This is a genomic window from Pantoea sp. 1B4, assembly GCF_016925765.1.
GTDB lineage: Bacteria > Pseudomonadota > Gammaproteobacteria > Enterobacterales > Enterobacteriaceae > Pantoea > Pantoea agglomerans.
Map to the genome: position 1 here is coordinate 2,965,144 of NZ_JAEUWZ010000001.1, position 18,313 is coordinate 2,983,456.

General features: G+C 56.0%; 13 protein-coding genes and 3 pseudogenes. 5 read left to right on the plus strand and 11 right to left on the minus strand.

Annotated features, from left to right (window positions below):
- Positions 1 to 54: 54 nt before the first annotated feature.
- Positions 55 to 1,490: pseudogene (mgtE, locus tag JNO11_RS14275) on the plus strand (magnesium transporter).
- Between the two features lie 3 nt (positions 1,491 to 1,493).
- On the opposite strand, the pseudogene JNO11_RS14280 reads toward mgtE, so the two are convergent.
- Both JNO11_RS14280 and JNO11_RS14285 read right to left on the minus strand, forming a co-directional pair.
- Positions 1,494 to 1,992, minus strand: a pseudogene (locus JNO11_RS14280) (DNA-binding protein).
- A gap of 20 nt (positions 1,993 to 2,012) precedes the next feature.
- Positions 2,013 to 2,258: a hypothetical protein gene (locus JNO11_RS14285; RefSeq protein ID WP_010671328.1), complete on the minus strand. Its 246-nt coding sequence runs from the start codon at positions 2,256 to 2,258 to the stop codon at positions 2,013 to 2,015.
- A 193-nt stretch (positions 2,259 to 2,451) separates the two neighbouring features.
- Here JNO11_RS14285 and JNO11_RS14290 point away from each other — a divergent pair, with 193 nt between their 5' ends.
- Positions 2,452 to 2,631 (plus strand): DUF2158 domain-containing protein, encoded by a 180-nt coding sequence (locus JNO11_RS14290; RefSeq protein WP_163798865.1) that lies wholly within the window; start codon positions 2,452 to 2,454, stop codon positions 2,629 to 2,631.
- Positions 2,632 to 2,661: 30 nt separating this feature from the next.
- Here the strand turns inward: JNO11_RS14290 and JNO11_RS14295 are convergent, their stop codons facing one another.
- From JNO11_RS14295 to guaB, 3 genes are all read right to left on the minus strand, one after another.
- Positions 2,662 to 3,435 (minus strand): DUF3750 domain-containing protein, encoded by a 774-nt coding sequence (locus JNO11_RS14295; protein ID WP_163798867.1) that lies wholly within the window; start codon positions 3,433 to 3,435, stop codon positions 2,662 to 2,664.
- A 310-nt stretch (positions 3,436 to 3,745) separates the two neighbouring features.
- Positions 3,746 to 5,326 carry a glutamine-hydrolyzing GMP synthase gene (gene guaA, locus JNO11_RS14300; RefSeq protein ID WP_010671325.1) on the minus strand — a complete coding sequence of 527 codons (1,581 nt, stop codon included), beginning with the start codon at positions 5,324 to 5,326 and terminating at the stop codon, positions 3,746 to 3,748.
- 68 nt (positions 5,327 to 5,394) lie between these two features.
- A complete protein-coding gene (guaB, locus tag JNO11_RS14305; RefSeq protein ID WP_010671324.1) occupies positions 5,395 to 6,861 on the minus strand; it encodes an IMP dehydrogenase in 1,467 nt (488 codons plus the stop codon).
- 168 nt (positions 6,862 to 7,029) lie between these two features.
- On the opposite strand from guaB, the gene xseA reads away from it, so the two are divergent.
- From xseA to JNO11_RS14320, 3 genes are all read left to right on the plus strand, one after another.
- Positions 7,030 to 8,403, plus strand: coding sequence for an exodeoxyribonuclease VII large subunit (xseA, locus tag JNO11_RS14310; RefSeq protein ID WP_187511703.1), 1,374 nt, complete (start codon positions 7,030 to 7,032; stop codon positions 8,401 to 8,403).
- 446 nt (positions 8,404 to 8,849) lie between these two features.
- Positions 8,850 to 9,863 (plus strand): M4 family metallopeptidase, encoded by a 1,014-nt coding sequence (locus JNO11_RS14315; protein WP_022624128.1) that lies wholly within the window; start codon positions 8,850 to 8,852, stop codon positions 9,861 to 9,863.
- Positions 9,860 to 10,192, plus strand: coding sequence for a protealysin inhibitor emfourin (locus JNO11_RS14320; protein WP_010671321.1), 333 nt, complete (start codon positions 9,860 to 9,862; stop codon positions 10,190 to 10,192). The genes JNO11_RS14315 and JNO11_RS14320 overlap by 4 nt, the downstream gene beginning before the upstream one ends.
- 271 nt (positions 10,193 to 10,463) lie before the next feature.
- On the opposite strand, the gene JNO11_RS14325 is transcribed toward JNO11_RS14320, so the two are convergent.
- The 6 genes and pseudogenes from JNO11_RS14325 to hisS all read right to left on the minus strand — a co-directional run bounded on the left by JNO11_RS14325 (position 10,464) and on the right by hisS (position 18,301).
- On the minus strand, positions 10,464 to 12,905 hold the full coding sequence (locus JNO11_RS14325; protein WP_263056469.1) for a glucose/quinate/shikimate family membrane-bound PQQ-dependent dehydrogenase: 2,442 nt from the start codon (positions 12,903 to 12,905) through the stop codon (positions 10,464 to 10,466).
- A gap of 313 nt (positions 12,906 to 13,218) precedes the next feature.
- Positions 13,219 to 13,440, minus strand: a complete 222-nt coding sequence (locus tag JNO11_RS14330) for a zinc ribbon domain-containing protein (RefSeq protein WP_010257531.1) — start codon at positions 13,438 to 13,440, stop codon at positions 13,219 to 13,221.
- Between the two features lie 62 nt (positions 13,441 to 13,502).
- Positions 13,503 to 14,994, minus strand: a pseudogene (der, locus tag JNO11_RS14335) (ribosome biogenesis GTPase Der).
- Between the two features lie 174 nt (positions 14,995 to 15,168).
- Entirely contained in the window at positions 15,169 to 16,350 is a 1,182-nt protein-coding gene (gene bamB, locus JNO11_RS14340) for an outer membrane protein assembly factor BamB (protein ID WP_010257539.1), read from the minus strand.
- A 19-nt stretch (positions 16,351 to 16,369) separates the two neighbouring features.
- Positions 16,370 to 16,987 carry a YfgM family protein gene (locus JNO11_RS14345; protein WP_010257542.1) on the minus strand — a complete coding sequence of 206 codons (618 nt, stop codon included), beginning with the start codon at positions 16,985 to 16,987 and terminating at the stop codon, positions 16,370 to 16,372.
- 39 nt (positions 16,988 to 17,026) lie between these two features.
- Positions 17,027 to 18,301 carry a histidine--tRNA ligase gene (hisS, locus tag JNO11_RS14350; protein ID WP_010257545.1) on the minus strand — a complete coding sequence of 425 codons (1,275 nt, stop codon included), beginning with the start codon at positions 18,299 to 18,301 and terminating at the stop codon, positions 17,027 to 17,029.
- Positions 18,302 to 18,313 lie beyond the last annotated feature (12 nt).

Here is an 18,313-nt window from a genome sequence, read left to right on the forward strand (position 1 = left end):
TTCAGGCGAAACGCTACACTTCGTGCTGGTGCTTTCAGACTTAAGGGATCCAATGTGTCTGCCTCTCACTCTCAACGTTTAAGTGAAATACGTCATCGCATTCTGACGCTGCTGCTCAGCGAGCACGATCTGGTTGATGCCCTGCTGGAGAAATCGGGCGATCTCAATCCTGAACAGCAACGTGATAATGCGGCCCAGCGTGACGCGCTGGAACAGGACATTCTGCAACTGCATGCCGCTGACCTCGCGGATATTCTCGAAGCCCTGCCCGAAGAAGAACGTCAGGCGCTGTGGCGGCTGGTGCCGAACGAGCGGCGCGGCCATGTGCTGGTTGAAGCGTCTGAAACGGTCTGGGCCAGCCTCACCGAAGAGATGAGCGACCGCGATATCCTGCGCGCTATCCAGCCGCTGGATATCGACGATCAGGTCTGGCTGGCGCGTTATCTGCCACGTGACCTGACCGGACGCCTGCTGGCAACGGTGGAGCCAGCCCTGCGAGCCCGCATGCTCGATATGGTGCAGCTTGACCGTGACCGCGTAGGCCGGGTGATGGATTTCAATATCCTGACGGTGCGTGAAGATGTCACGCTTGCAACGGTGCAACGCTTTCTGCGCAAGCGCAAAAGCATGCCGGGCGGTACCGATAAACTCTTTATCACCAATAAAGATAATCAGCTGCTGGGCGAACTGCTGCTGACGGACATCCTGCTTAACAAACCCAAAACCCTGGTGAGCGACGCGATGAACGCCCGCCCTACCACCTTCCAGCTTAACGATAAGGCTGAAGACGCTGCCAGTGCCTTTGAACGTTATAACCTCATTTCAGCCGCCGTCACCGACGCCAGGGGCAAGCTGATTGGCCGCGTGACCATTGAAGACATCATCGACCTGGTGAATGCCGAAAACGAAAGCAACATTCGTAAAATGGGGGGGGGATCAGTCAGGAAGAGGATGTGTTCGCACCGGTGCGTAAATCGGTACGTAAACGCTGGGCCTGGCTGGCGATTAACCTCTGCACCGCCTTTGTCGCCTCCCGGGTTATCGGACTGTTTGAAGGGACGATTTCGCAAATCGTGGCGCTGGCCACGCTGATGCCGATCGTCGCGGGTATCGGCGGCAATACCGGTAATCAGACCATCACCATGATTGTGCGGGCGCTGGCCTTACATCAGGTTGAACCGGGCAACTTTTCGTTTTTGATCGTCCGCGAGCTTGGCGTGGCGCTGATCAACGGCCTGTTCTGGGGCGGCATCATGGGCGGCATCACCTGGATGATGTATGACAATATGGCGCTGGGCGGCGTTATGATGCTGGCCATGGCGCTTAATCTGCTGCTGGCCGCGCTGATGGGCGTGCTGGTGCCGCTGGTCATGACTAAAATGAATCGCGATCCCGCCGTCGGCTCCAGCGTATTAATCACCGCCCTTACTGACACCGGCGGCTTCTTTATTTTCCTGGGGCTGGCGACGATCTTCCTGCTGCCGCACTGATCGTCAGGCTTGCAGACCGTAACGTTGCAGCGACCCGTTAAGATTGCGCTGCCGCGTTACCTGTGCCAGCTCTCGGGTCGCCGCAGGCAGCGTATAGTTACCTCGCTGACTCAGCCACTCCAGCACATCCGCTAAGTGCCAGATGGCGGTTTTACCGTCATGCACCGGCAGCGGAAACGGCGGGCGGTGGCTGAGCATCAGCTTACGCATATTCTGACGCGTCATGCCGATAATCTCCGCAACATCCGTCAATCCCACAAAATCGGGTGCGGCTTCCACCAGCGTGGCCCCCCGGTATCGCACGCAGCACATCCTCTTCAGCCTGCTTCAATACATCCGTTGCAGAGTCGGACTCCCGGGTGAACTCCAGTGCAATTCTGCCCGGCATGCCCAGGCCGATTAGCGCATCATCACAGCCTGCCGCTGCCAGCGTTTCCAGCAGTTCATCCACCGGCACATGCCCTTCCGGCAGGCTGAACCGTAATGTGAAACAATATTCCATATGCTTCTCCTTGTGCTGCATCAGGACTTCAGATAGTGACAGTTGTCGACCACGCGTCGCAGCGCGCGGGCATGCTGATGTGCGTTTTTTGGTGTGCTCCAGATACAGGTCAGACAAAACTCCCCACATCGGCACATCAACAGATTTTTCGGACAGTACATTTTGCCCCAGGCGTGATGGCCTCCCGTGACGACCAGCCAGCCATGGGATTCGGCGTAACGTAACGCCGTTTCGATCTCTTTGTTGGGATGCCGCTTCCTTGCCATGTTTTTCCCTATCCTGACGCCGAATTGATAAGTTGTCAACTGACAACCTGATGAAATTATCTTAGTGCGGCTCAGCATGCGCAGACTTTTTCTCGCAGTAAAACAGTCAGGGTATAAACTGGAAAACGTCACACAAAAAACGATCAGCGCCAGAAGTCATCTGGCAGCAGAAGCGATAATCAACGGAGGCAATATGTTTAAAGCAGAGGATTTTGTTCAGTCGAAAACCGGCGGCCCGAAAATGCAGGTGCTGCGCGTAGAAGGCGACACCTTATGGTGTGCACGCGTTGATGATGCGGCGAAAAAAGAGATCGAAGTGAAAGCAGAGAGCGTCAATCACTATCACGAAGAGGGTGACTTTGGCGTGTGCTGAGGTGAAACGGCCCCTGACGGGGCCAGACTGTCAGGGCTTATCCTGCTGAAGGTTGTCATTTCCCAGACCGCCAATAAACGGCAGACGCAGCCGGAACGGTGTGAAATCGACTCCCATGTTCAGACCCAGCAGATTTACTTCAAGTCCCTCTTCTGCACCCAGCGTCACTCCCGCCACGCCCAGAATCGACACCTGCAGGCCGCGCCCGGATGGCGGCAGCCCGACCGGACGCCACAGTGGCCGGTAATCTTTACCCAGCGCGTTAGCGGGCAGATCAAGCCTTAAAGCGGGTACTTCGCGGCCAATATGCGCCAGGAAGGTGTTGCTGTTCGGTCCTGGCCAGGCGCGGTAGGTTGTCGGCCACGGATAGGATTTAATGGCGGCTTCAATCTGCGGGATCATCGCTTCTGCTTCCGGTCCGCGATGTTCCACCAGCAGCCGCGGTTTTGCGCCATACCAGTAGCCATCAGGCAGGTTGGTGTTGCGCCGGACTTTATCGCCGCTGCCCCAGCTAATCACTTCGTAGCGAGTGAATCGAGTTTCACCTGCGCGCTTGAAGATGATCCACGGATGCACCGCCACCGCCCCTTTCCAGCCATAGGTCGGCGCAGCATAGACCTGTACAATAGCCAGGCTATATAAAGCGCGCGGGTCGGGTGCTATCCCGGACGAATCACGTCGGGCGGTCGCCCAGCCGCCCGGCTCTGCGGTTTCGCTGTGACGCGTCGCCTGCGCAATGCTGGCTCCCAGCGATAGCAGCAGTACGGCAACAAAAAACAGGCTGAACACTTTAAGTGAGAGCATGACAACATTCCTGGTGACGTAAGAATCGCGAATCGCCTGTTCAGCAGGCGGTTTCAGTAAGCGGCGGCTTTGGGATACGGACGATCGATGAAGCGGCGGGTAAAAGCGGGACACAAATGACGTCAGTTGCGGGCTTTTACTGCATGGAGGATAGCGTAATTTCCGGCAAAGTGAATAATAAAACGCCAGCGGCGAGGCGGGATGCGCTGAAAAGTTAAAACGGCGAGTCTGCGCACGGTCAGAGCAATAAAAAAAAGCCCGCTGAGGAGCGGGCTGCAGACTTATCAGGGATTAACTGGCTGAGGCCAGGTTATTCCCACTCAATCGTCGCTGGTGGCTTACCGCTGATGTCATACACCACGCGGGAGATGCCGTCGACTTCATTGATGATGCGGTTAGAGACACGGCCCAGGAAATCATACGGCAGGTGCGCCCAGTGTGCGGTCATAAAGTCGATGGTTTCCACCGCACGCAGCGAGACAACCCAGTCATATTTACGGCCATCGCCCATCACGCCGACTGAACGTACCGGCAGGAAGACGGTGAAGGCCTGGCTGACTTTGTTATAGAGATCCGCTTTATGCAGCTCTTCAATGAAGATGGCATCGGCACGGCGCAGCAGGTCGCAATACTCTTTCTTCACTTCGCCCAGCACGCGCACGCCCAGACCTGGGCCCGGGAACGGATGGCGATAGAGCATGTCGTAAGGCAGGCCCAGCTCCAGACCAATCTTACGCACTTCATCTTTGAACAGCTCACGCAGCGGCTCAACCAGGCCCATCTTCATCTCTTTCGGCAGGCCGCCGACGTTGTGATGCGATTTGATGACGTGCGCCTTACCGGTTGCAGAGGCCGCAGACTCAATAACATCCGGATAGATGGTGCCCTGTGCCAGCCACTTAACGTCCTGCAGCTTCAGCGCTTCTTCGTCGAAGACTTCCACAAAGACGCGACCGATAATTTTACGTTTCGCTTCCGGCTCATTCTCACCTGCCAGCGCGTCGAGGAAGCGCGCTTCGCCTTCAACGTGAATAATGTTGAGGCCGAAGTGGTCGCCAAACATATCCATAACCTGTTGTGCTTCGTTCAGGCGCAGCAGGCCGTTATCTACGAACACACAGGTCAGACGGTCGCCAATGGCGCGATGCAGCAGCATTGCCGTCACGGAGGAGTCAACACCACCTGACAGGCCAAGGATCACTTTGTCGTTGCCGACCTGCACACGCAGGCGTTCAACCGCATCTTCAATGATTTTGGCTGGCGTCCACAGGGCTTCACATTCACAGATGTCGATAACGAAGCGCTCAAGCATCCGCAGGCCCTGGCGGGTATGGGTCACTTCCGGGTGGAACTGCACGCCGTAGAAGCGCTTCTCTTCGTTAGCCATAATGGCGAACGGACAGGTTTCTGTGCTGGCAACGGTCACGAAGTCAGCCGGGATCGCCGTGACTTTGTCGCCGTGGCTCATCCAGACATCCAGCAGCGGTTTGCCAGCGGCGCTGATCGCATCTTCAATATCGCGAACCAGGGCGCTTGGCGTCGTCACTTCAACCTGCGCATAACCAAACTCACGCTCGGTTGAGCCAGCAACGGTGCCGCCCAGCTGCATCGCCATCGTCTGCATACCGTAGCAGACACCCAGCACCGGCACGCCAGCGCTGAAGACATATTCAGGCGCACGCGGGCTGTTCAGTTCGGTGGTGCTTTCCGGACCACCGGAAAGGATGATGCCGCTTGGGTTGAACTGGCGAATCTGCTCTTCGGTGACATCCCATGCCCAGAGTTCACAGTAAACGCCCAGCTCGCGCACGCGACGTGCAACCAGCTGAGTATATTGTGAGCCGAAATCGAGAATCAGAATGCGATGCTTATGGATATTTTCCGTCGTCATTGAGGGTTTTCCAGAACGGTGACTTGATCAATAAAAGCGCCCGGCTGAAGCCGGGCGGGAAATCGGGATTATGAACCCATGCGGTAGTTCGGTGACTCTTTGGTGATGGTCACATCATGCACGTGGCTCTCATTGATGCCGGCGCCGCTGATGCGGACGAACTCCGCCTTAGTGCGAAGGTCATCAATGGTCGGGCAACCGGTCAGGCCCATGCACGAGCGCAGGCCGCCCATCTGCTGATGCACGATCTCTTTCAGACGGCCTTTATAGGCCACGCGACCTTCGATACCTTCCGGCACCAGTTTGTCAGCGGCGTTATCGGTCTGGAAGTAGCGGTCAGAAGAGCCTTTAGACATCGCGCCCAGTGAACCCATACCGCGATAGGATTTGAACGAACGGCCCTGATAGAGTTCGATCTCGCCCGGTGACTCTTCGGTCCCCGCCAGCATCGAACCGACCATGACACAGGACGCACCGGCGGCGATCGCTTTCGCGATGTCACCGGAGAAACGGATACCGCCATCGGCAATCACCGGAATACCGGTGCCTTCCAGCGCGGTAACTGCGTCAGAGACGGCAGTGATCTGCGGAACGCCCACGCCGGTCACGATACGGGTAGTACAGATAGAGCCCGGGCCGATACCCACTTTAACGGCGCTGACACCTGCCGCAACCAGCGCCAGTGCGCCAGCACCAGTGGCTACATTGCCGCCAACGATTTCAAGGTCCGGGTATTTGGCACGGGTTTCACGGATACGTGACAGCACGCCTTCAGAATGGCCGTGTGAAGAGTCAATCAGCAGCACGTCAACGCCCGCTGCAACCAGCGCATCGATACGCTCTTCGTTACCTGCACCTGCGCCAACTGCCGCACCGACACGCAGACGGCCCTGCTCATCTTTACAGGCGTTAGGTTTACGTTCAGCTTTCTGGAAATCTTTAACGGTGATCATGCCCAGCAGATGGAAGCTGTCATCCACCACCAGCGCTTTCTCAACGCGCTTTTCATGCATCCTGTGCAGCACCACATCGCGCGCTTCGCCCTCTTTCACCGTCACCAGACGATCTTTCGGGGTCATGACTGCAGAGACAGGCTGTGAAAGATCAGTGACAAAGCGCACGTCACGACCGGTGATGATACCCACCAGTTCGTTGTCGCGGTTAACCACCGGATAGCCCGCAAAGCCGTTGCGCTCGGTCAGCGCTTTAACGTCAGCCAGTGGGGTGGTTGGCAGAACGGTCTGTGGTTCAGTCACCACGCCGCTTTCATGTTTCTTCACCTTGCGCACTTCGTCCGCCTGGCGTTCGATTGACATATTTTTATGGATGAAGCCAAGGCCGCCTTCCTGTGCCAGCGCAATCGCCAGACCCGACTCGGTCACGGTGTCCATGGCAGCGGAGAGCATAGGAATATTTAAACGGATATTTTTGGTCAGCTGAGTGCTGAGATCGGCCGTATTCGGCAGGACGGTGGAGTGTGCAGGGACGAGCAGAACGTCGTCAAAAGTGAGTGCTTCTTTAGCGATTCTTAACATGGCAATACTCCACCTCGGGTGATTGAGAATAGATAAAATATTGCCGCGGCATTATACAGGCCGTAATCGATTGCCTCCAGCATTATTTACGAAAAACTCTTGATCCGCACTGGCAGCCCTGTAGTATCGATGAATTAACCTGCTGATTTGGAATTTGATCTTCGTCACATGTCGCTGCCACCCATCGCCAATATTTTTACCGTCAGCCGTCTCAATACGACAGTGCGTCAGCTGCTGGAGAAAGAGATGGGCTTGGTCTGGATCAGCGCCGAGATCTCCAACTTCACGCAACCGGCATCCGGTCACTGGTACTTCACGCTGAAAGATGATGGCGCTCAGGTTCGCTGTGCTATGTTCCGCAACAGTAACCGACGCGTTACCTTTCGTCCGCAGCATGGTCAGCAGGTGCTGGTTCGCGCCAACATTACTCTCTATGAGCCACGCGGTGACTATCAGCTGATTGCAGAAAGTATGCATCCGGCGGGTGAAGGCTTGCTGCAGCAGCAGTTTGAACTGCTGAAAGCAAAACTGGCCACCGAAGGACTGTTTGATCCGCAGCATAAGCAACCGCTGCCGGAACCAGCGCGTCAGGTCGGGGTAATCACCTCTTCCACCGGCGCGGCGCTGCACGATGTGTTACGCGTGCTGCATCGCCGTGATCCCTCCCTGCCCGTGGTCATCTACCCGACCGTGGTTCAGGGCGTCGATGCGCCAGCGGCTATCGTCCGCGCAATTGAAATCGCCAACCTGCGCAACGAGTGCGACGTATTAATTGTCGGACGCGGCGGCGGTTCGCTGGAAGATTTGTGGGGCTTTAACGATGAACGCGTGGCGCGCGCCATTTTTGCCAGCCGCATTCCCATCGTCAGCGCGGTGGGTCATGAAACCGATGTCACCATTGCCGACTTCGTTGCCGATTTACGTGCACCCACCCCTTCCGCCGCGGCTGAAATTGTCAGCCGTAACCAGCTGGAGTTACTGCGTCAGTTGCAGTCACAGCAACAGCGGCTGGAGATGGCGATGGATTACTACCTGGCACGTCAGCAGCGGCTTTACTCCCGCCTTGAACATCGTCTGCAACAGCAGCATCCGCAGCTGCGTCTGGCCCGTCAGCAGACCGCCCTGTTCCGCCTGCAGCAGCGACTGGGAGAAGCGATGGAAACCCGCCTGCGTCAGGCCACGCGTCAGCAGGATCGCCTGTCGCATCGACTCAATGCCCAGCAGCCTCAGCAGCGGCTGTTCGATGCGCAAAAACAGCTGCAAAGCTGGCACTACCGCCTGCAGCAGAGCATGACAAAACAGCTGAGCACCAGCAAACAGCACTTTGGTCAGTTGGTGGCGCAGCTGGAAGGCGTCAGCCCGCTGGCGACGCTGGCGCGCGGTTTTAGCGTGACCACCGACACCGCCGGACAGGTGGTGAAGAAAACCGCACAGCTCCAGAGCGGCGACCTGCTCCGTACCCGTCTTGATGATGGCTGGGTTGAAAGCCAGGTGACGCAGTTACTGCCTGAGAAAAAGCGCCGCCGCAAAACCGTCTCCTGACTCTGCACGTCAGCTCACATTTTTACACTTAACGCTGGCCTCACTAATGAGGTCTAACCCGCCTGACGGGTCTATACTTTCTGGCACATTCCCTGTCGCCAGGGCGTTTCAGATGGCTTGCCAACGTTGTTGCCTCAGAAAAGCGCCGCCGCAAAACCGTCTCCTGACTCTGCTCGTCAGCTCACACTTTTACACTTATCGCTGGCCTCAATAATGAGGTCTAACCAGCCTGACGGGTCTATACTTTCTGGCACATTCCCTGTCGCCAGGGCGTTTCAGATGGCTTGCCAAAGTTGTTGCCTCAGAAAAGCGCCGCCGCAAAACCGCCTCCTGACTCTGCCCGTCAGCTCACACTTTTACACTTAACGCTGGCCTTACTAATGAGGTCTAACCAGCCTGACGGGTCTATACTTTCTGGCACATTCCCTGTCGCCAAGGAGTTTCAGATGGCTTATTGCGTTATTCCTCCCTATATCCTTCGCAAAATCATCGCGCACGGTTCCGGCCACCAGCAGGAGCAGGCGCGTCGCACCCTGACACACGTCCAGCACCTGATGGCGGAACACTGGCAAAAGCAGCCGGTGGCAAAATCCGCGGCAGGCGGCCACGTGGATCGTGAAATTTATGATGCGCAAAGTCAGCAGACCTTGCCAGGTAAGCTGATTCGTCAGGAGGGCCAGCCCGGCAATGACGACGTGGCGGCTGAGGAAGCCTGGAACTATCTTGGCGTAACCTATGACTTCTTCTGGCAGGCTTATCAGCGTAACTCGCTGGATAATCAGGGGCTGAAATTGCTCGGTACCGTGCACTACGGTGACAAATACCAGAACGCCTTCTGGAACGGTCAGCAAATGGTATTTGGTGATGGTGACGGCGAAATCTTTAATCGCTTCACCATTGCGATTGACGTTGTGGCGCACGAACTGGCGCATGGCGTGACGGAAAATGAAGCCGGCTTGATCTACTTCGAGCAGGCTGGTGCACTGAACGAGTCACTGTCAGATGTGTTTGGCTCGCTGGTGAAACAGTTCAGTAAAAAACAGCGCGCCGATGAGGCGGACTGGATTATCGGCGAAGGCCTGCTGGCAAGCGGCATCAATGGGCGTGGTCTGCGATCGATGTCTGAACCTGGCTCGGCCTATGATGACCCGATGCTGGGCAAAGATCCGCAACCGGCACACATGGATCACTACGTGAAGACACGTGAAGATAATGGCGGGGTTCATATCAACTCCGGCATCCCTAACCGGGCTTTTTATCTGGCAGCAACAGCACTGGGTGGTTATGCGTGGGAACAGGCGGGATATGCCTGGTACGACACGGTGTGTGACGACGAACTGCCACAGGATGCTGACTTTAAGACCTTTGCCCGCTTCACCGTTCAACATGGTAAAAAACGGTTCAACGAATCGGTCGGCAGTGCCATTGAGCAGGCGTGGAAGGAGGTTGGCGTGCTATGAGTGACCTGCCCGAACTCACTGATGACGCCACCATCATCGTCGCGCGTGAAGGCGGCATGGCCTTTATTCCGGGGCTACGCGCCGAACGACGCTTTATGCTGGGCGATCTGCCGCCGCCAGAAAGAGAACGCGTCTGCCATGCGCTGCAGCAGGCGATGCCGCTGGGCGAACCGGAGGAGAAAGCCGCGCAGGTGGGCAGTGGCGACCAGCGCTATTTTCGCATCCAGATTCAGTATGCAACCCACCGCGAGGTTGGGACGATAGTGCTGTTGATTCCGGAACAGGTGGCGCCACCTGAGTTGCAGGCGCTGTGGCGCGACGGTAAATAAGCAAAAAAAAGGCCGACAATGTCGGCCCTCAGACTGCTGATAATCCGATGTACATCTGTTAGCGACAAATGAGCTTAAAGCGAAGGTAACACGTTCAGAAGAGGAAAGCGTCCCGCGCCATGGACGGCGCGGGCCGAGCAGTCATGGATGACGATTTTGCGACTTTCCGATCTGACCGTGTTCCCTGAGCATGCTCGGTCTTACAGCGAACCAGGCAAGACTTTTCCGTAAAAAAAGGGCCGACAATGTCGGCCCTTTTCATTAAGTGTTGTTACTTGCTGTCTGGCAGCGCGTAAGCAATCACATAATCACCACGGTCCGGTGACTGACGTGCGCCACCTGCCGAGATCAGGATGTACTGCTTTCCATCTTTCGGTGAGACGTAGCTCATCGGTCCACCCTGACTGCCCACCGGCAGACGTGCTTTCCACACCTCTTTACCGGTTGAAGAATCAAAGGCGCGCAGATAGTAATCCTGCGTACCCGCGATGAACACCAGGCCGCCCTGCGTGGCCAGCGTACCGCCCAGCGTTGGCATGCCAACCGGCATTTTCACGCGCATCTTGATACCGAATGGTCCGGTATCCTGCACCGTGCCGACCGGCACCTGCCAGACGATTTTCTGCGTTTTCATGTCAATCGCCGACAGCGTACCAAATGGCGGTTTCTGACATGGGATACCCAGCGGTGACATAAAGCGATTTTTATTCACAGCATATGGCGTGCCTTTCAGCGGAACGGCACCCATACCGGTGTTGATCGCTTCGCCGCCGTTGCTGCCACGCGCAATATTGCTGGTATCAGCCGGGATCATCTGAACCCACAAACCCAGACGCATATCATTGACGAACAACAGGTGGTTGTTCGGATCGACCGACATGCTGCCCCAGTTCATACCGCCCAGCGAACCCGGGAAGCTCAGAGACTTGTCGGTGTCCGGCACGGTGAACAGGCCATCATAGCGCATGGATTTGAAGCCAATGCGGCAAGCCAGCTGATCAAACGGCGTGGCACCCCACATGTCAGACTCTTTCAGCGTCTGATTGCCAATCTGCGGCATCCCGGTCGAGTGTGGCTGCGTTTTGGTGTACTGCTCGTTCGGGATATGACCCTGCGGCATCGGCAGTTCTTCGACTTTGGTCAGCGGCTTGCCGGTCATACGGTCAAGCACGAAGATCATGCCGGTTTTGCCGCCAATCACTACCGCAGGTGTGGTAGTGCCATCTTTTTGCGGGAAGTCGATCAGGCTTGGCTGCATCGGCAGGTCAAAGTCCCACAGATCGTTATGCACGGTCTGATAAACCCACTTCTCTTTACCGGTCGTAGCATCCAGCGCCAGAACCGATGCGCCATATTTGTGATCCAGTTCAGTACGGTTCGCACCCCAGAGGTCAACCGACGAACTGCCCATTGGAATGAACACGGTGTTCATTGCCGGGTCGTAAGACATCGGTGCCCATGAGTTCGGCGTACTGCGGGTATAATCTTTACCCGGCATCAATATCGCATTCGGGTCAACATTGCCTGGGTCAAACGCCCAGCGCATCTGGCCGGTGATAACGTCAAAGCCACGCAACACGCCACCCGGCATATCCGTCTGCACGTTATCCGCTACGCGACCGCCGACCACCACAGTGGTGCCAGCCAGGGTTGGCGCTGAGGTCAGCTGATATTGCGGATCCGGTGCCTTGCCCATGCCCGCTTTGAGATCAACGATGCCGTGATCGCCAAAGTTTTCACAGAACTCACCGTTGTCAGCATTGATCGCAATCAGACGCGCGTCGATGGTGTTCATCAGAATACGACGCTGACAGCTGTCACCGGCTGGCAACACTGCGGCAGTCACAGGTGAAGACCCCGGCTTATCTGGCTGCTGCAGCGGTTTCGTGGCGTCAAAGTAAGCCAGACCACGGCAGCGCGGCCAGACTTCCGCTTTGGCATTGATTTCACGTTTCCAGATCTGCTTACCGCTGTTGGCTTCAACGGCGATGACGTTGTTGTGCGGTGTGCAGAGATAAAGGGTATTGCCAATCTGCAACGGTGTCTGCTGATCTTCTGCGCCGTTGCCGGTCGGGCTGACAGGGGTATCACCGGTGCGGAAAGTCCAGGCCACCTGCAGATCTTTCACGTTGTCGCGGGTGATTTGATCCAGCGCCACAAAGCGGCTGCCCTGCGGAGTATTACCGTAGTTATCCCAGTCTTTCTGCTGTTTCGCTTTATCTACCGGGATCAGCGGCAGCTCTTCGCCCGTGCCTGCAACGGTAGGATGTGGCTGGAACATCTGCACCAGCGTAACAACCATGCCTGCCGCCAGCAGCGCAGAGAACGCATAAGAGGGTTTTGCCAGTGAGGGCTTACCTTCATGCTTACGCAGTGAAGGCCAGATCAGGAAGGCAAGCAGCATCAGTCCGGCAGGCACCATCAGGCGTGATACCAGCGGCCAGAACTCCAGGCCCGCGTCGAACAGCGACCAGATCAGGGTGCCGACAAAGACCAGCAGGAACAGAACCACTGCCGAGGATTTACGACGGAAGAACTGAATTGCGGAGAGTACAGTGACGATACCCGCAATTAAAAAGTACCCGCTGCCACCAAGTGCAACCAGTTTGCCGCCGCCAATTGCAAAAAACAGACCGGTGGCAAGTAGCACCAGTCCGAGCAGCACGGATACTATTCCCAGCCCCTTTCCGGAGCGGGAGGATGTTTCAGCCATAATACTTACTCTCCTGAATAAACAGAGCGCCCGGACAGATGGCCTTCCGGACGCCGGCGCGATAAGGCAGTCCGCGCCAGGCACCGCTCGGTTTCAAATCGAATATAAACAGACCCGCGTCCGTGAGATCGATGGGCCGGAAGAACACGGATGTGGCTGGCCCCTCCCACGACGCGGCAGGATTGTACCACCTGGTACATTATAGAGTGAACATCTACAACCCATTTGTTACGGCGCAATAGCATTTTTGCTACAAAATGAGCCAGTCGTTGCTCTGAATTCTCAGACGTTTTAAGCGTAGCTGAAAGCGGCGTCAGTGACCTGGCGGCTGGAAAAGGACGCGCTTGCGGGAGATAAGGCCATGTCCGTTCCGGCAAAAATAGTCCACCGCGCCGCAGGCTTTGAGCACCTCAAGCGGCTGATGACACGCCGGACAGCAGGGTTGTGCGGGGTAATGCGTACCGCAGGTATTACAGATAAATTCACCGTCACTGAGCGACAGCGGTTGCTGACATTTTTCGCAAATAATAGTCACTATTTTCTCCCTGCTCCGGTTTATTCAGGGCAAAAAAAAGAGGGCCAGATGGCCCTCTATTCTTAACGCTTGTTCTTTTTCATATGCGCCAGCAGACGCTTACGTTTACGCTGCTGCGTTGGCGTCAGCAGGTTACGTTTGCCTTCATAAGGGTTATCACCCTCTTTGAACTGAATACGAATTGGCGTTCCCATCACGTTGAGTGATTTACGGAAATAGTTCATCAGGTAGCGTTTGTAAGAATCTGGCAGATCCTTAACCTGATTACCGTGGATTACCACGATAGGCGGGTTATATCCCCCCCGCGTGCGCGTATTTGAGCTTAACGCGACGACTGCGTACCAGCGGTGGCTGGTGATCGTCTGCCGCCATGTTCATGATACGGGTCAGCAGCGAGGTGTTTACACGCTTCGTCGAACAGTCATAGGCTTCAGTGATCGACTCAAACAGATTGCCGACGCCGCTGCCGTGCAGCGCAGAGATAAAGTGGATGCGGGCGAAATCGATAAAGCCCAGACGGTAGTCCAGTGTCTCTTTCACTTCATCACGCACTTCCTGCGACAGTCCATCCCATTTGTTGACCACAATCACCAGCGAACGACCACTGTTGAGAATGAAGCCAAGCAGCGACAGATCCTGATCGGAAATACCGGCATGGGCATCAATCACCAGCATCACCACGTTGGCATCTTCAATCGCCTGCAGCGTCTTGATCACCGAGAATTTCTCTACGGTGTCAGAGATTTTGGCACGCTTACGCACGCCCGCCGTGTCGATCAGAACGTATTCACGTCCATCACGCTCCATCGGAATATAGATGCTGTCGCGGGTGGTGCCCGGCATATCGTAGACCACCACGCGGTCTTCACCGAGAATACGGTTGGTAAGCGTTGACTTACCTACGTTAGGACGGCCAACAATCGCCAGTTTGATCGGCAGGCCCGTCGGGTCGAAGTTTTCTTCTTCCTCGGCGGCTTCCTGCTCAGCAATCTCGTCAGCTTCAAGCGCAGCCCAGTACGCCTGGTTCTCTTCTTCTTCCGTGAGCTTGACCGTCTCAACTTTGTCCATCCATGGCAGCAGTGCCTCTTCTATCAGGCTGCTCACACCACGACCATGCGATGCCGCAATGGCGTGGATCTCGCCCAGACCCAGTGAATAGAAGTCCACAACCGCCTGATCAGGATCCATCCCGTCAGTTTTGTTGGCCACCAGGAAAGTCGCTTTCTGGCGGGAACGGAGATGCTTAGCGATTTGCTGATCGGCGGCCATCATGCCCGCACGCGCATCGACCATAAACAGCACGACATCCGCTTCTTCAATCGCCAGCAGTGACTGCTCGGCCATCCGCGTTTCAACACCCTCTTCGGTGCCGTCGATACCACCGGTATCAATAACAATAAATTCGCGCCCTTCCACTTCGGCGCGACCATATTTGCGATCGCGAGTCAGTCCAGGAAAATCCGCTACCAGCGCATCACGTGTGCGGGTTAAGCGGTTAAATAGCGTAGATTTTCCCACATTGGGACGCCCAACCAGCGCGACCACAGGTACCATAACAAAATGCCTCAATAAATAATTAATCGCCCGAATGGCGTGATTATAACGGCTCTGGCCGTCAAGTTCAGGCTTAAGGCGCAAAGAATACCATGCCTGACTAAAAACGAAACGGCCCCTGATTAAATCAGGAGCCGTCGGAACGGAGGATTTCACCTGCCAGACGTGTACCCGTTAACGGGTAATCGCATAAACCTCACCATCTTTCGACTGGATCAGCAGCTTATCGCTGGCGACCACCGGCTCGGTCTGGAAGCCTGAGCTATCCAGTTCCTGCTGCGCAACAAAACGACCATCCGTGGTGTTCAGCCAGTGCAGATAACCTTCACTGTCGCCGACAACCAGATAGCCGTTGTAGAGCACCGGCGAAGTCAGGTTGCGATGCAGCAGATCGCTTTGACGCCAGATGGCGACACCGCCGTCAGCGTTAAGCGCAATCACACGATCGTCCTGATCGACCAGATAGATGCGGCCGGCATCCACAATCAGATCTTTCACACCGCCAATTTCGCGTTTCCACAAAATCTGGCCGGAACGCAGATCCAGTGCTGTCAGATTGCCGTTATACGCCAGCGCGTAAACCACGCCATTGACGATAACCGGTGTGGTATCGACATCGTTAAGACGATCGATCTCAGTGGCACCGCTGACCTGGGAAATACGCTGCTGCCAGACCAGTTGTCCCTGGTTCAGCACCACGGCACTGACACGACCATTGTCGCCACCGACAATCGCGCCACCAAAAGCGACAGCCGGAGCAGATTCACCGCGCAGAGACAACGCTGGCATATCCAGGTTAACGCTCCACTTCACGGCACCGCTGCTCTGATCCAGGCCCTGCAACATGCCGTTGCTGGTATGAACCAGCACCAGACCATCGCTGACTACCGGACGTGACAGGGCTTCACCGGCGACTTTCGTCTGCCACGCCAGGCTACCATCACTGCTGTTGAGGGCATAAACCTGGCCGCGCTCGCTGCCAACATAGACCCGATCGCCATCAGCCGTCAGGCCACCTGATAACATGGCTGAGCGATTTTTCGAGAAGAAGCCGGTTTTCTCAGAGAGATCGACTTTCCATTTTTCTTTACCGTCTGCGGCATCGAGCGCTTTGACGATACCAAAGCGGTCGGCAGCATAAACCGTATTATCCTGCCAGGCAGGATGCAGATTTGAGTAGAAATCACCGACACCATCGCCTACCGAGGTGCTCCACACTTTCTGTGGCGTGAACTGATTTTCCACCTTCGGCAACGGGGCCATTTTTACTACATCTTCTTCGCCGCTAAACAGCGAACAACCGCTGAGCAAAGTGACTGAAATCAGTCCCGGCAGCAGGTATTTACGTAATTCCATGCGCTCTCTCTTGACTGGCTTAGCTTAAGTTATTCATCTTCATCTGCATCATTTGCTTCAATGCCGGAGAGGCGTCAGATTCAACCCCTTTACTCCAGGCATCGCGCGCGCCCTGCTTGTCGCCTTTGGTCAGCAGCGCTTCGCCGCGAATATCGGCCACAATGGCTGTCCAGCCATCACCCTTCACACCGTCAAGGGTTTTAAGCGCCGCATCCGCTTGATTCTGTTGCAGTTGAATGCGTGCCAGGCGCAGGTTAATCACCGCCTGCAGATTGGCATCTTTGGTATCTTTCAGTCCGTTTTGCAGCAGCGTCGCGGCTTTATCAAGCTGACCGGCGTCAACATACTGCTTCGCCAGATCCATCGCAGCCAGCGCACCGTAGGTGTTGCTGTTTTCACTGGCAAAACGGTTTACCGCTTCCAGCGTCTCCGGTTTGCCCGCCTGCATGGCGCTGGTGAGCTGCTGATACTGCGCTGATACTGTCTTCGCCGTATCGTCCTGATGACTGCTCCAGTAACGCCAGCCGCCCAGCGCAGCAATGCCGATCACCACGCCAATAGCTAACGCTTTGCCATTGTTGGCAAAAAAGTTGCGCAGCGCGTCGGTCTGCTCGTTCTCATTGCTATACACTTCCACGCAATCCCTCTCCTTTCTATGGTTGGTACTGTGTCACGCTTACTGTAACAGCGAGCGCAAGACAGCAGCAGCCTCTGCCTGATCCAGCGTTTGCTGCTCGCCACGGCGCAGATCTTTAATCACGACCTGACCGGCTTTGACCTCGTCCTCGCCTAACACCAGTGCGACGCGAGCGCCCCACTTGTCAGCACGGGCAAACTGTTTCTTGAAGTTGCCGCCGCCAAAGTTGGTCATCAGCCTCAGTTCTGGCGCTTCATCACGCAATTTCTCAGCCAGCTGCATTGCTGCAGACTGCACGCCCTGACCTGAAGCGATAACATAGACATCCACATTGCTCGTCGGTTCAAATTCAGGATTAACCGCCTGAACCAGCAGCACCAGACGCTCCATGCCCATGGCAAAGCCAACGGCAGGGGTTGCGCGCCCACCGAGCTGCTCAACCAGGCCATCATAGCGACCACCACCACATACCGTGCCCTGTGAACCCAGGCTATCGGTGACCCACTCAATCACGGTGCGATTGTAATAATCAAGACCGCGTACCAGACGCTGATTGACGGTGTAGCTGATCCCGGCGTCATCCAGCAGGGCACACAGGCCGCTGAAATGTTCGCGTGATTCGTCATCAAGATAGTCGCCAAGCTGTGGCGCATCATTCAGTAGCTGCTGAATATCGGGATTTTTAGTGTCGAGAACGCGCATCGGATTGGTGTACATGCGGCGTTTACAATCCTCATCCAGCACCTCTTTATGCTGTTCAAGGAAGGCGACCAGCGCGTCGCGGTAATGCGCGCGTGCTTCCAGCGAACCGATAGAGTTGAGTTCCAGACGAACGTGCTCAGAGATACCCAGGGCTTTCCACCAGCGGGCGTTCAGCATGATCAGTTCAGCATCGATGTCCGGTCCCTGCAGACCAAACACTTCAACGCCAATCTGGTAGAACTGACGATAGCGGCCTTTCTGCGGACGCTCATAGCGGAACATCGGGCCCATATACCACAGGCGCTGCTCCTGGTTGTAGAGTAAACCGTGTTCAATACCGGCTCGCACGCAACCTGCAGTGCCTTCCGGACGCAGCGTCAGGCTTTCACCGTTGCGGTCTTCGAAGGTATACATCTCTTTTTCAACCACGTCGGTGACTTCACCGATGGCGCGTTTAAACAGTGGGGTTTGCTCCACCAGCGGTAAGCGAATTTCGCTGTAACCGTAGCTCGCCAGCGTCTGCTTGAGAACGCCTTCAATCCGTTGCCAGAGGGCGGTATCCGCAGGCAGGTAGTCGTTCATCCCGCGAATCGCCTGAATATTCTTCGCCACGTTAGAATCTCT